The organism is Corynebacterium sp. 20-84, assembly GCF_053479455.1.
Genome location: NZ_JBRBCB010000002.1, coordinates 55,783 through 69,471, shown reverse-complemented (window position 1 = coordinate 69,471; position 13,689 = coordinate 55,783). Strand labels below are relative to the sequence as shown.

General features: G+C 64.3%; 13 protein-coding genes. 9 read left to right on the top strand and 4 right to left on the bottom strand.

Annotated features, from left to right (window positions below; translation table 11 throughout):
- The first annotated feature begins 132 nt into the window (after window positions 1–132).
- From ACUY2Y_RS01790 to ACUY2Y_RS01770, 5 genes are read left to right on the top strand one after another with little or no spacing between them, the layout of a single operon-like run.
- Window positions 133–990 (top strand): WcbI family polysaccharide biosynthesis putative acetyltransferase, encoded by an 858-nt coding sequence (locus ACUY2Y_RS01790; RefSeq protein ID WP_448324559.1) that lies wholly within the window; start codon window positions 133–135, stop codon window positions 988–990.
- On the top strand, window positions 987–1,937 hold the full coding sequence (locus tag ACUY2Y_RS01785) for a glycosyltransferase family 1 protein (RefSeq protein WP_448324558.1): 951 nt from the start codon (window positions 987–989) through the stop codon (window positions 1,935–1,937). Before ACUY2Y_RS01790 ends, ACUY2Y_RS01785 begins: the two co-directional genes overlap by 4 nt.
- Window positions 1,934–3,109 carry a glycosyltransferase family 2 protein gene (locus ACUY2Y_RS01780; RefSeq protein ID WP_448324557.1) on the top strand — a complete coding sequence of 392 codons (1,176 nt, stop codon included), beginning with the start codon at window positions 1,934–1,936 and terminating at the stop codon, window positions 3,107–3,109. The genes ACUY2Y_RS01785 and ACUY2Y_RS01780 overlap by 4 nt, the downstream gene beginning before the upstream one ends.
- Window positions 3,110–3,119: 10 nt before the next feature.
- The gene (locus tag ACUY2Y_RS01775; RefSeq protein WP_448324556.1) at window positions 3,120–3,479 is read left to right on the top strand and encodes a nuclear transport factor 2 family protein; all 360 of its coding nucleotides are present in this window, start codon (window positions 3,120–3,122) and stop codon (window positions 3,477–3,479) included.
- Window positions 3,480–3,505: 26 nt separating this feature from the next.
- A complete protein-coding gene (locus ACUY2Y_RS01770) occupies window positions 3,506–4,525 on the top strand; it encodes a dienelactone hydrolase family protein (protein ID WP_448324555.1) in 1,020 nt (339 codons plus the stop codon).
- On the opposite strand, the gene ACUY2Y_RS01765 is transcribed toward ACUY2Y_RS01770, so the two are convergent.
- From ACUY2Y_RS01765 to ACUY2Y_RS01755, 3 genes are all read right to left on the bottom strand, one after another.
- On the bottom strand, window positions 4,526–5,299 hold the full coding sequence (locus tag ACUY2Y_RS01765; protein ID WP_448324554.1) for a hypothetical protein: 774 nt from the start codon (window positions 5,297–5,299) through the stop codon (window positions 4,526–4,528).
- A 286-nt stretch (window positions 5,300–5,585) separates the two neighbouring features.
- Window positions 5,586–6,074, bottom strand: a complete 489-nt coding sequence (locus ACUY2Y_RS01760) for a ribose-5-phosphate isomerase (protein ID WP_448324553.1) — start codon at window positions 6,072–6,074, stop codon at window positions 5,586–5,588.
- Between the two features lie 35 nt (window positions 6,075–6,109).
- The gene (locus ACUY2Y_RS01755) at window positions 6,110–6,724 is read right to left on the bottom strand and encodes a mycothiol-dependent nitroreductase Rv2466c family protein (protein WP_448324552.1); all 615 of its coding nucleotides are present in this window, start codon (window positions 6,722–6,724) and stop codon (window positions 6,110–6,112) included.
- Between the two features lie 24 nt (window positions 6,725–6,748).
- On the opposite strand from ACUY2Y_RS01755, the gene pepN reads away from it, so the two are divergent.
- Window positions 6,749–9,160, top strand: coding sequence for an aminopeptidase N (gene pepN, locus ACUY2Y_RS01750; protein WP_448324551.1), 2,412 nt, complete (start codon window positions 6,749–6,751; stop codon window positions 9,158–9,160).
- A gap of 136 nt (window positions 9,161–9,296) precedes the next feature.
- Here pepN and ACUY2Y_RS01745 read toward each other — a convergent pair whose 3' ends face one another.
- Entirely contained in the window at window positions 9,297–10,490 is a 1,194-nt protein-coding gene (locus ACUY2Y_RS01745; protein WP_448324550.1) for a cystathionine gamma-synthase, read from the bottom strand.
- 114 nt (window positions 10,491–10,604) lie between these two features.
- Here ACUY2Y_RS01745 and ACUY2Y_RS01740 point away from each other — a divergent pair, with 114 nt between their 5' ends.
- From ACUY2Y_RS01740 to ACUY2Y_RS01730, 3 genes are all read left to right on the top strand, one after another.
- On the top strand, window positions 10,605–11,036 hold the full coding sequence (locus ACUY2Y_RS01740; protein WP_448324549.1) for a globin: 432 nt from the start codon (window positions 10,605–10,607) through the stop codon (window positions 11,034–11,036).
- Between the two features lie 74 nt (window positions 11,037–11,110).
- Window positions 11,111–12,316: an alanine racemase gene (locus tag ACUY2Y_RS01735; protein WP_448324548.1), complete on the top strand. Its 1,206-nt coding sequence runs from the start codon at window positions 11,111–11,113 to the stop codon at window positions 12,314–12,316.
- Window positions 12,313–13,659: a D-arabinono-1,4-lactone oxidase gene (locus tag ACUY2Y_RS01730; protein WP_448324547.1), complete on the top strand. Its 1,347-nt coding sequence runs from the start codon at window positions 12,313–12,315 to the stop codon at window positions 13,657–13,659. The genes ACUY2Y_RS01735 and ACUY2Y_RS01730 overlap by 4 nt, the downstream gene beginning before the upstream one ends.
- Window positions 13,660–13,689: the final 30 nt, after the last annotated feature.

The following is a 13,689-nucleotide window of genomic DNA, read 5'->3' as shown; positions in this document are numbered from 1 at the left end:
GTCCCCTCCGCCGAGCTACTCGCAAATGGCGGCCGAGGTCCACGCGGACCACGGCCGAATACCGTCCCTAATATAAACGTTTTTGCACACGTCGGCACGGGGGTCCTATTTGCACAGCTATATTGGGGCACCATGCCGTTTCTCACCGTCGTCGGGAACTGCCAAGCCGAGTCCTTGCGCCGCCTCATCTCCTCTGCCGGGGACGTCGAGTCGACGCGCATTCCCCCAGTTCATGAACTGGAGCAGGCCGATATGGAGTGGTTCGGGGAGATGCTCGCCCGCACCGATATCTTGGTCACCCAACCCATCCGGGACGACTACCGCGGCTTGCCTGTGGGCACCGCCCAGACACTGGCGCAGCTGCCCCGGGGCGCGCGCCACGTCATCGTCCCCGTCATGCGTTACGACGGCCTCATGCCCTACCAGGCCATCATCCGCGACCCAGCGGATTCATCACTGAACCCACCGGTGGTTCCGTACCACGACCTGCGCATCCTTGCTGCCGCTGCCCGGGGCGACGATCAGCCTGTCGCACACCGCCCTTTCCACGATGCCTATGTGCGCGCCGCCTCGATGTCCGTCGAGCAGATCCGCTCCCGTGAACAACGCCACGGATCAGTGGCGGTCTCCGACTATTTGGAAACCGCACCTATCTGGCACACCGTCAACCACCCCGATAACGAGACCCTGGCTGTGGTGGCCTCCCGCACCCGCGAGGCACTCGACCTGCGCGGCGACGTCGTGCTGCCGGACTACGAGATGCTGGGCGAGCTCGACGCGCCGATCGACGCCCACGCCGCCTCCGCCCTCGGCGTTACTGCTTCTGAGCGCACCTCGTGGATCCGGCGCGGCGGCGATGAGATCCCCTGGGACGAGATCGTCTCCGCTCAGCTGGATCACTACCGCGCCCGGCCTGCGCTGGTGCAGCACGGCCTTAAGCGCCATGCCGAGCGCATCGCCAACCTGGAACTGCTGGGGGCTGCGGAATGAGCCGACCGATTCACCTCGTCGTCGGGCCCGACGGGCATGTCGTGACGGAATATGCCCTCTCCCTCGCTGCGGCAACGAAGTCCGATGTGCTCCGTGAGACCGAATTCAGCAACGCGGAACTGCCCGACGGATTCATCCACACCACGTTCACCGACCACCTCTTCGGCGACAGCCCCGCTGCCGCCGTGGATAACCTCCTCACGCGTATCGGGCAGCGGCGCTTGAGCATCAGCTTCCATGACATCCCTCAGCCTGAGGAGGGCGACGAGCGCTTCGCCCGCCGCGCACCGGCTTATCTGCGCCTGGCGCGTGCCTGCAACGAATCCGGCGGCGTGGCCGTGACCAATTCAGACCACGAGGCCCGCTTCTTCCGCTCCCAGGGCATGGACGTTTCCGTGGTTCATCTGCCCATCCCGCGTGTGGAATCCACGTACGCCCCGGAGCCCGGCACCGTCGGTGTCCTGGGCTTCCTCTACCCCGGCAAGGGCCACGAGGACCTCATTCGCGCTCTTGCCGGCACCGGCTACCGCCTGCGCTTCTTGGGGTCCGTGTCGTCCGGACACGAGGAGTGGGCAAACGGTCTGCTCCGGCGCGCCACAGACGCCGGGCTCGACGCGGAGATCACCGGCTGGCTCACCGACGACGAACTCGCCGCTGAAATGGGCCGCACCGCAGTTCCTGTCTGCGCCCACAAACACTTCTCCGCTTCCGGGTCGCTGATGACGTGGCTGGGTGCCGGCCGGCGCGTGCTCGCCACCGATTCGGACTACACCCGCGAGATCGACGCTTGGCTGCCCGGCCGCATCACGCTTATCGACCCGACCGCGCCCGGCGGCTGGGCGGCCGCCATCGATGCCTTCACCAATCCCGGCCCCGCCGATCCGCCGTCGTGGACGTGGGACGACGTCGCCGCGCGGTGGAAGGAACTCTGGGAGACACACGCATGATCAGCGTCATCATCCCGCACTACAATGCCCCCGAGCACCTCGCCCGCGTCGTCGCTGCGGTACGTTCACAGGACGTCGCCGACGAAGTAGAGATCATCGTCGCCGATGACGGGTCTGACCAGGTGCCCGACGTGCCCGGCGCGACCGTCGTCACGCAAGAAGACCATGGCTTCCGTGCCGCCGCCGCGCGCAATCTCGGCGCAGCGCACGCGAACGGCGAGATCCTCGCGTTCCTCGACGGCGACACCGTCCCCGAGCCCGGTTACCTCGCCGCCGCCACGCGCCACATCAATGCGGACCCGCACGCTGTCGTCGTGGGCACCCGGCTCACGGGCCCCGAACGCGCCGAGCCCCAATGGCTTATCGACGCTTGGTCTACCACCCACCACCTCTCCTCCCCCGACGACACCTCCTGGCGCTTCATCATCTCCTCCGTGCTCACCTGCTCGAGGGAGTTTTTCGAGCGCATCGGCGGTTTCGACGGCACCTTCGTCGGCTACGGCGGCGAGGACTGGGAATTCGGGTTCCGCGCCTGGAACGCCGGCGCGACCTTCATTCACGAACCGGCGGCTGTCGCCGTCCACGACGAGGAGGACTTCGGTAGCCGCTTCCCCGATGCCGCAGAAGAAGCCCGCGTGAAGAATGTCGAGACCACCGCTCTCGCCCACCGCATCACGCACCCGATCGCCCGCCCTGCTGGGGTTCGCTTCGACACCACCGACTGCAGCGTGTATCTCACCCGCCACGCCGCATTCGACAGCCCTGGCGTGCTCGAGCTGGTGGTCAGCTCATGGCTCGCCCTCGATGCCACTATCTACCTCAACTCCACCTTTGAGATCCCCGATCTCTTCCAGGCTGATCCCCGCGTGCGTCTTTTTCCCACGACCGGCTACGGCCCCATTTCCGACCACCGCATCACGGTCGATGTCGACGGCGCTTTCCTCCTCGACAATGCCGCCTGGTTCCATCACTCGCTCCACGAGACAAACAACGGCATGCATGTGGCGCTCGCCGCCTCGACTTCCTCGACGCTGACCATCCGTACGCACCGCTCCCTTGTACTGCGCACAGGCCCGCTCAAGCTGAACGTATCCGACGCTGCCCTCGCCCAACTCGGCCTTTCACTTATCACCGGTCCGATCCGTCTCGAACGGCACTTCGCCGGCTGGTAAGAATGAGCTCATGGACCTCGACACTCTCCTCCAGCTCGAACACGATGGTTGGGATGCACTGTGCGCCCAGACCGGCGGCACTTTTTACGGCGATCTCATGACCGACGACGCGGTCATGGTGCTTGTCAACGGCATGGTCATGGACCAGCCCACTATCGCCAGCACCATGAACCAGGCGCCCGCATGGGACCGTTACGAGATCCGCGATCCCCGAGTCATCCCCCTCGGCACCGATTCCGCCGCACTGGTCTACAACGCCACTGCTGTGCGTGGCGACGACACCTTTGAAGCACTCATGACCAGCACGTACACACTTGTGGGCGGTCGCCCCCGCCTCAAGCTCTACACCCAAACCACCACGACCCACTGACCTTCAAAAGGTGCGATAGTGGGAGTATGAAAGCACTGCGCGTCATCGGGAAAGTCTTGCTCTGGTTACTCGCCGTCATTCTCGTGCTGGTACTCGTGGTCGTTGGGCTTCGCGCCTACAACGGGCACAAGTATCCGATCACGCAGTCGGCCGGCGAGGGCATGAGCGCGGATAAATCCTCATACGAGACCTCGGAGCGAATCACCGCAATCGAGGGCGAGTACATGAACGGCTTCCACTTCCACCCGGTAGAAAAGAAGCACCGCGGGGTGGTCGTAGTCTACGGCGGATCGGAAGGGTCTCCGGACTACTCCCGCGCCAAGCAGCTTGCCGACGACGGCTACGAGGTCTTGAGCCTGTTCTTCTTCGGCCAGCCGAATCAGAAACCGACCCTCGCGAATGTGCCATTGGAGCAGTTCGACGAGGTCACCGACTACGTCAAGGAAAATACCGAGGGCGACGGCCCCGTCACGGTGATCGGCACGTCGAAGGGCGCAGAATTCACCGAGCTGCTCGCGGCGAGGGGCTACCCGGTGGACAACCTGGTCGCTTTCGCACCGGCCCACTATTCGTACAGCGGCTTGGACTTCGCCGGGGGCGAGGAGCTGCCCTCATTCACCGACCGTGGTGAGACGGTGGGGTATGCGTCGTTTCGGGAGTCGTCGATAAGCGCTGGCGCGAAAATGCTGTGGGATATGGCGACGAGCTACCCGGTCTCCTACCGCCCGACGTACGAGGGCGCGGCCGGGAACGCGGCAGACGACGCGCGGATCGAACTCGGCGATTTCAGTGGAAACGTGCTGCTCTTCGCCGGCGAGGCCGACCAGATGTGGCAGGCTGAGATCGCCGCACGTGCGCTTGCCGAGCAGGGCGAGAACATCGAGGCGCACGTCTACCCGGACGCGGGGCACGCGTTCTTCCCGAATGCCGATGAGGTGCCGAACGGGTGGCAGATCATGCTCGGCGGGACGGTGGAAGGAAACCGCGCCGCCCACGACGACGCTGAAAAGATTCTGTGCGAACGGCTCGCGCAGTGGCATTCCTGATCACGCGGCTTTGGGGTGGGCGCGGAGAAGGCGACGGATATCGTCGATAAGCTTGCCTCTCATCACATCGCGCCACCCCGCGCGGATCACCGTGAGCCCTAAATTCTGCAACTGCTTCTGACGCTCGAGCTCAGCGAGCATCACGTCCGTGGGCGCTCCGTACGTGCCTTCGTACTTGAGACGCCCGTCGAACTCGACGACGAGCCACCCGTTGATCAGCATGTCAACGACCGCCCGGCAATACTCACCGAATGGCCCGGCATATTCAAACGCCACCTGAACCTCGATCTTCTCTATCTCCGGGATATTCGCCCGTAACACCGCGTCGCGGCCGATCGTCTCCAGCGGGCTTTGCGACGTCCCCGCGCTCCACCTCACCAGCCCCTCAAACCCCCGGATCCCATTAGCCCTGGGCAACATGCTTTTGATCGCATCCAGCAACCTTTCCTGCGAAATGTGCTGGTGAAAACGCAGATACTCCAACGGCACCAGCGCCTCGAGGCGTCCGTAGTAGCGGTAGATATCGAACAGCACCTGGATTGGATGCACAGTCACAATGCCATTGCGTTCTTGGACGAGATCAGGATTCAACCGTCCGCTGCGATAGATCACTTTCGGGTCTTTCGGCTGCTTCCCCGACTTCGCCCCCGACAGATACCGCAGATCTACCGTCTCCACCCACCCCAAAGTGGGAAGCCCCAGCGCGAGCGCGGCCGCTGGCCCCGTAACTGCCGCACGAGGAAAGACGGCTGCGATCTGCCGAATCTCCTCCAAGCCCAACCCCTGTTGTTTTCTGTGTTTCCCCCTCATGCTTTCCGATGATTCCTCTTCGAGGCCGGTCGCGCGAGGAAAGAGTGTCCATTTCAGTAGACATTGCCAGTGGGGTTGGCGGTGGCCGGCGCGTCGCGCGGGGCCGGCGTAGGGGAAGTTTGTCCCGTTACGCGCGGGTGGCGTAGGGGAAGTTAGTCCCGTTGCAGTTTGGCGTCACACCAGTCACAGCCGACCTGGTCTTTTGGGAATCGCAATTCGGACGGGACTAACCACTCGAAAAACGAAGGAGCTACAGCGTCTTCGGCGCCGGGATCTCCTCGGTCTCGCCGGTCTCCTCGTAACGGGCGAGGATGTCGATCCGGCGCTGGTGGCGCTCCTCCACCTGGTGGTCCGGGCCGATGCCGACGAATGCATCGACGATCGCGAGGGTCTCCTCAAGCGAGTGCATGCGGCCGCCGATGCCGATGAGCTGGGCGTTGTTGTGTTCGCGGGCGAGCTGCGCGGTCTCAACGGACCAGGCGAGAGCGCAACGTGCACCCTTCACCTTGTTCGCGGCGATCTGCTCGCCGTTGCCGGAACCGCCCAGCACGAGGCCGAGGGACTCCGGGTCAGCGACCGTCTTCTCGGCGGCGGCGATGCAGAATGCCGGGTAGTCGTCGGCGGCGTCGTACTCGTGCGCGCCGCAGTCGACGACCTCAAAGCCCTTGGCCTTGAGGTGCTCGGCAATCTCGTTCTTCCGCTCGAATCCGGCGTGGTCAGCTCCAAGATAAATACGCATGGTGCCTAGCCTACGGGAACTTCGCCGGGGCGGGTTTAGACCTGCGGTGCCTCAGTGCGGGAGCGCTTGAGCTCGAAGAAGTACGGGAAGTCCGCCAGGCCGACTGCGTGGTCGAAGAGCTTGCCGGCTTCTTCGCCTTCGGGCACGCGGGTGATCACCGGGCCGAAGAAGGCGTTATCGCCGAGCTTGAGCACCGGGGTGCCCACCTCGTCGCCGACGGCGTCCATGGCGCCCTGGTGGTATTCGCGGAGCTTCTCGTCGTAATCCTCCGTGTTAGCTACAGAAGCAAAAGAGGCGTCCAGGCCGACCTGCTCAAGTGCCTGGGCGATGATCGCGTCGTACGCGCCGAAGCCCTTCTTGCCGCCCTCGCCGCCGGGGTGCACGAGGGTGCCCATGGCGGTGTACAGTTCGTCGACCTTCTCCGGGGCTTCGTCCTTGACTTTGGCGAACACGCGCGCCGGGCCCCAGTTGGCTTCCATGGCTTTGGCGTAGTCGGAGGGGATATCGCGGCCGTCGTTAAGCACGGCAAGTGACATGGGCACCCAGTCAACCGCGACGTCGCGCACCTTCTCTACTTCTTTCATCCACCGCGACGTCAGCCAGCAGAACGGGCATGCCACATCGAACCAGAAAGTCACTTTTTGAGTCATGGCCCCAAGGGTACGTTGGTTTGCATGAAGACGAATTTGTTGCGATCCGATGCCCAGCACCGCGCCGAGCTGATCAGCGAGGTGCGCTACGACATCGCGCTGGATATCACCGGCACGGACACCTTCACCGCACGCACGACGGTGACGTTTGAATCAAAAGAGGGCGAGACGTTCTTCGACCTCGTTGCGGATAGCTTCGAGGCAACACTCGACGGCACGCTTATCGACGGCCGCGCCCTCCCCCTTTCTGCCGGCCCCCACGAGCTGGTGGTGACCTCCACCCACACCTATTCCCGCACGGGCGAGGGCCTGCATAAATTCACCGACCCGGCTGACGGCAAGGACTACCTGTACACCCAGTTCGAGCCGGCGATGGCGATGCGCACCTTCGCCTGCTTCGACCAGCCCGATATCAAGGCGACGTACGCGATCTCGGTGACTGCACCGGAACGCTATGTGGTGGTGCTCAACGAAGCTGTGGAGCGCACCGACAACGGTGACGGCACCGCCACCACCCGCACGACAATCGACTACCCGCTGTCGACCTACCTGATTTGCGTCTGCGCCGGCGAATTCGAGCGCGTCTCGGACACGTACACCTGCACCGATAACGGTGAGGAGCGGACGATCGAGCTGGGCCTGTACGCCCGCGCGAGCCTCATTCCGCACATGGATTCGGAGCGCCTGTTCACGCAGACGAAAGACGGCTTTGATTTCTATCACGAGAAATTCGGCCGCACCTATCCCTTCGGCGACAAATACGACCAGATCTTCTGCCCCGAGTACAACATGGGCGCAATGGAGCACGTCGGCGCGGTGACCTACCGCGACGAGTACGTCTTCACCTCCGAGCCGACTCCCTACCGTCTCGAGCGCCGCAACGACACGATCCTCCACGAGATGGCCCACATGTGGTTCGGCGACCTCGTCACGATGAAGTGGTGGGATGACCTGTGGCTCAACGAGTCCTTCGCTACCTGGTCCGCCGCCACAGCCCAGGTGGGCATCGGCGAATACCCTGAGGCATGGACCACGTTCGCCTCGGTGGAGAAGGCTTGGGCGTACAACCAGGACCAGCTTCCGTCCACGCACCCCGTCGCGGCAGATGCGCCGGATATCGAGACCGCCGAGCAGAACTTCGACGGCATCACCTACGCCAAGGGCGCAAGCGTGCTCAAGCAGCTCCAGGCGTATGTCGGTTACGAGGAGTTCTTCGCCGGTGTGCGCAGGCACTTCGACAACCACGCTTATTCCAATGCCGAGTTCGCCGACCTGCTCGCAGCACTCGAGGAGGCCTCCGGCCGCGACCTGTCCGACTGGGCGCAGCAGTGGCTGCGCACCACGGGCGTGTCCCGCCTCCGCCCGGATATCTCGGCGGATAGCTTCGCTGTCGTCCAAGACTCTGACGTCATGCGCACCCACCGCGTCCGCGTCGGGCTGTACTCGCTAATCGACGGCTCCGTCACCCGCATCAAGCAGGTCGAGCTCGATGTCACCGGTGAGCGCACCGAGATCCCCGAACTGGCTGGTGTGGACCACGACCTCGCCTTGGTCAACGACGACGATCTCACCTACTGCCTGATGGGCCTGACTGAGGAGCACCAGCGCTTCGCCTTGGAGCACCTCGGCGAGATCGAGGATTCCCTCGCGCGCACCCTGGTGTGGTCGTCGCTGTGGGAGTCCGTGCGCGACGGCTTCCTGCCCGCCCGCCAGTTCGTGCGATTGGTCGCCCGCTTTGCCCGTCAGGAGACCCACCCGAGTGTGCAGGAGCGTCTGCTGGCCCAGGCCACGCAGGCAGTCAAGCAGTACGTCGCCGACGACTGGCGTGCTGAGGGCATGGGGCTGCTCAACTCCGCTTTCCGCGGTGCCGAGCCGGCCGTTGTCTTCGACCGTGCCCTGGCCCGCCTTACTCCGGAAAAGGAGACGGTGGACCACTTCACCCAGCTGCTGAAGACCTCGGATAATCAGGAAACGCGCTGGCTGGCCTTGACGAGCCTCATTGCGGCAGGAGAGTTGCCGGTATCAGCTGCCGAGGATGAAAAGGACGGCTCCTCGGAGGGGGCGGTGTCGCGGTTGAGGGCGCGGGCGAGCGTCGATAAGCGATGGGCGTGGGACAAGCTGGTGAGCGAGGATCTCACCAACCTCGAATCCCGCTACCTGATGGATGGTCTGACGTTCACCCGCGAGGGGCTGGAGGGCTTGACCGACGAGTACTTCCGCGTCGCGCCGCAGCTGTGGGACCGTCTGACCAACGAGATGGCGCAGCGCACCCTCGAGGGCATGTACCCGCTGTGGGATGTCTCCGAGGAAGCGATCGCCAAGGCCGATGACATGCTCGCCAGCGATATCCCGGCCGGTCTGCGCCGCATCATCTCCGAGGGCCAGGACCGCGTCGCGCGTGCGCTGCGGAACCGGAGGGTGGACGCGCAGGCCTAAGTGGTTCGACTCTGCCCCGGGACTGCCCCCTTAGGTCCGGTGGATATACATTGCATCATTGCCACGTCAACCAAAACTGACCTGGGGTTTTACCAGCCGCGCCGGGCGCGATTGCAATCGTAATCCACCGGCCCGATCAGAGCTTCGCGAGCGCCTGCTCCAGATCGGCGATGAGGTCAGCTTCGTCCTCGATGCCGACGGAGATGCGCACCAGCGCCGGCGGGACTTCGAGGGCGGAACCGGCCACGGAGACGTGGGTCATGGTGGCCGGGTGCTCGAGCAGGCTCTCGACGCCGCCGAGGGACTCGGCCAAGCAGAACAGCTTGGTGGAGCGGCAGAACGTGATGGCCTGCTCGGCGGTATGGAAGGCGACAGAGACCATGCCGCCGAAGCGGCGCATCTGACGGGCGGCGATGTCGTGTCCCGGGTGGTCCGCAAGCCCCGGGTAATAGACGCGGTCGACTTTGTCGGAGGCATTCAGGTGGTTAGCCACGGCCTCGGCATTATCGCAGTGCTTGTCCATGCGTACGCCGAGGGTCTTCAGGCCGCGGCCGGTGAGGTAGGTGTCGAAAGGAGAGGGAATCGCGCCGACCCAGCCGAAGAAGAAGCGGAGCTGCTCCTCCAGGTTATTCAACGCATCGAAGCTGCCCGCGGTGATCGCCGAGACGCCCTCGTGCCCTTCTGTGGTGCTGCGGCCGACCACGACACCGCCGACGACGTCGGAGTGGCCGCCGATGTACTTGGTCGTCGAGTGCAGCACCACGTCGGCACCGAGCTCCAGCGGCTGCTGCAGGTACGGGGAGGCGAAGGTGTTGTCGACGACCAAGGTGGCATCGCCCTTGACCGCGGCGAGCGCCTGAATGTCGGCGATGGACAGCAGCGGGTTGGTCGGTGTCTCCACCCAGACGACCTTGGTGTTGTCCTGAATCGCGGCGGCGACCTCGTCGGTGTTCGTGATATCCACCGGGGTGTTCTCGATCCCCCACTGGGAGAAGATCTGCTGGATAAGGCGGTAGGTGCCGCCGTAGGCGTCGTTGCCGATGACGATGTGGTCGCCGGGTTTGAGCAGGATGCGCAGCAGCGAATCCACAGCCGCCATGCCTGAGGAGAATGCCACACCGTAGTCGGCTTTCTCCAGCGCGGCGACGGTCTTCTCCAGCGCCGTGATGGTCGGGTTGCCCACGCGGGTGTATTCGTAGCCGTTGCGGGTCACCGCCAGATCGTCCTGCGCGAAGGTGGTCGACGCGTAGATCGGGGTGTTGATCGGCCCGTAAAGGGAGTCCGGCTCGTACCCGGCGTGAATGGAATCGGTGTTGAATCCGGCAGACATCACAATCCTTTCTGATCTTGTTAGGCACAATAGACCAAGCGGTCCATTTTGATCAGACAGTTCGGGTTTTACATTCATGACCGCGCCGAGGGCGGCAGCGTAGGATTGGGACCGATGGACCAAAATGCTCAGACGATGTACGAGGCACTCGGGGAGGACTTCTTCCGCCGGCTTGTCAGAGGCTTCTACAAGCAAGTGCCTGACGACGATCTCCTCGGCCCCATGTACCCCGAAGGCGACTTCGCAGGAGCGGAAGACCGGCTCCGGTGGTTCCTCGTGCAGTACTGGGGCGGGCCACAGACTTTCTCCGAGCGACGCGGGGCACCGATGCTGCGCCGGCGCCACTTCCCTTTCAAAATCGGCATGAAAGAGGCGGAGCGCTGGCTGGAGCTGATGGAGAATTCACTCGACCAGTTCACCGAGGACGAGCTGCTGCCAGCCCAGCGCCACGCACTGTGGAACCACATGCAGCGGGTCGCCTACATGTTGATCAACCAGCCGGAAGACCATCCGGGAATGCGACCACAGAGCGGTAATTTGATGTAACGGCGCGGAGCTTCACACAAAGCGAAAATGTGAAAACGCCCACATATTTAGTTTTGTGAAACTACGATGGCGTCATGCCATCTACGGTCATCAGTCCTTCACAGACACTGCTCGCGGTCGTGCCACCTCTCGTGACAAGCGGGCAGATCGCGGCGCCATGCGCTGCCGTGGATATCGCCGCATTCGACCACAATGCCGAGCAGATGATCGGCAGGTCGCGGGGGTTGCCCATCCGAGTGGCGTCGAAATCGCTGCGCAGTGTGGCAGCACTGAGGCGGGCGCTGGACCACGACGGATTTCAGGGCATCTTGGCCTACAGCGTGCCGGAGGCCATCCACCTGGCGCAGGAGGGCTTCGACGACATCGTCGTGGCCTACCCCTGCGTGAACACGGCGGCGCTGAGGGAACTCGCGGCGGACCAGAAATTGCGCGAGACCATCACGGTGATGGTGGACTGCACCGCACACCTCGAGCTGATCGAGGCGGCGGCGCAGGGCGCGGGGCCCGTGCGGGTGGCCATCGATCTGGACTGCACGTTGCACCTGCCCGGCGCGGTCATCGGGCCACGGCGCTCCCCGGTGCGCACGCCGGAGCAGGTGGAGGAGCTGGCGAGGGGGATCGTCGAGAAGCGATGCCTGCGTCTTGTCGGCGTCATGGCGTACGAGGGGCAGGTCGCGTCGGTCGCTGATGCGGAATCGGGCGTGGCGGGCTCCGTGAAGCGGTGGCTGCGGCGCACCTCGATGGAGCAGCTGGCGCCGCGCCGCAAAGCGTGTATCGAGGCGGCGCGCGGATTCGCGGACCTGGAATTCGTCAACGGCGGCGGCACCGGATCGCTAGACGTGAGCGCGGACGAAGGCACGTTGACGGAACTCGCGGCCGGCTCAGGCTTCTACACCCCCGTCATCTTCGACAATTTCGCCACCGTCAACCACCGCGCCGCCGCATTCTTCATCTGCCAGGTCTCGCGCATCCCGGCGAAGGGCTGGGCGACGGTGAATTCGGGCGGCTGGATCGCCTCCGGCCCGCCCGCCGCGGACCGCGTGCCCGTGGCCGTGCACCCCGGCGGACTGAAATATTCCGCAACGGAGGGCGCGGGCGAGGTGCAGACCCCGCTCCACGGGCCGGGCGCGGACAGCGTGAGCGTCGGCGACCTCGTGTGGTTCCGCCATGCGAAAGCCGGGGAGATGACGGAGCACGTCGACGGAATCGTCGCCGTCGCCCCAGACGGGACAGCAGAAATGTGGGACACATACAGAGGAAATGGGTGGACACTGCGATGACATTCACGATCAGCAAAACTGAGGTACGCACCGGCCAGAGCTTCACCAACTGGTCGGGGTCAGTGAGCACCTCGCCGAGCGCGTTCTACTACCCCGCCACCGTCGAAGAAGTGCAGCACATCGTGCGCACGCTTCCCGCGGGCCAGTCGGTGCGCACGGTCGGCGGCGGCCACTCATTCACGCCGGTCGCCGCGGGCACTCAAGCGATGATCAGCCTGGACAAGCTCGCGGGCATCATCCGCGTCGACACGGAAACGAAACGCGTGCGCTTCCTCGCCGGCACGCGCCTGCACCGCATTCCGGAATACCTCCAGCCATTCGGGCTCGCGCTCGCGAACCAGGGCGACATCGATGTCCAGTCCGTCGCCGGCGCGATCTCGACATCGACGCACGGCACAGGCATCGAGTGGACGGGGTTCGCGGGCACAGTCACGGGCATTTCGCTTATCGACGCCTCCGGTGAGCGCCGCGACTACTCCATCGACACCGATCCGGACTTGCTTCGTTTGGTGACCGTCTCGCTGGGCGCATTGGGTGTCATCGTCGAGGTGGAAATGCAGTGTGTCGACGCCTTTGACCTGCTCGCGGAAGAAGGGGCGGAAAGCCTCGATGCGGTGCTCGATTCCTGGGAGGAACACTCCCGCGCCGTCGATCACTACGAGGCATTCTGGTTCCCGCACACTGACCGCGCGATGGTGAAGTCCAATACCCGTCTGGCGCCCGGCGCTCCGGCACCTGGCGGGGAGCCCAAGGTGCGCGGGCGGATCACCCGGTTCATCGAGGACGACTTGATCGGCAACGGTGCCTTCGCCACGGCTTTGGCTATCGCGAAGGCAGTCCCGAAGACGACCCCCATGCTAAATAATGTGGCCGCGGGCGCCATGGCGGCGAACCGCTACCGCTCCCGCGCGCACGACGTCTTCGCCACCCCGCGCCGGGTGCGCTTCCACGAAACTGAATTTGCCGTCCCCCTTGATGCCGGCCCGGAGGCCGTGCGCGAGATCCGCCGGGAGCTGGACCGCCGCAACTGGCTCATCCCCTTTCCCCTGGAGCTGCGCACCACGGCCGCCGACGATGTGGCGCTATCCACTTCCACTGGGCGGGAGTCGATGTACATCGCCTTCCACGTGCCGCGGACGATGAATCCGCACGAGTTCTTCCCCGCTATCCAGGACATTCTCAAAGCGGCGGACGGGCGCCCTCACTGGGGCAAGATGCACAATCTCGGCCGGGAGGATTTCGCGGAGATGTACCCGCGTTTCGACGAATTCTGCACCCTGCGCGAGCAGATGGACCCGACACGGAAATTCGGGTCGGAACACCTGACGCAACTGTTCGGTTAAGGGGTTAACCGAACAGGTAAAAGGTTAACC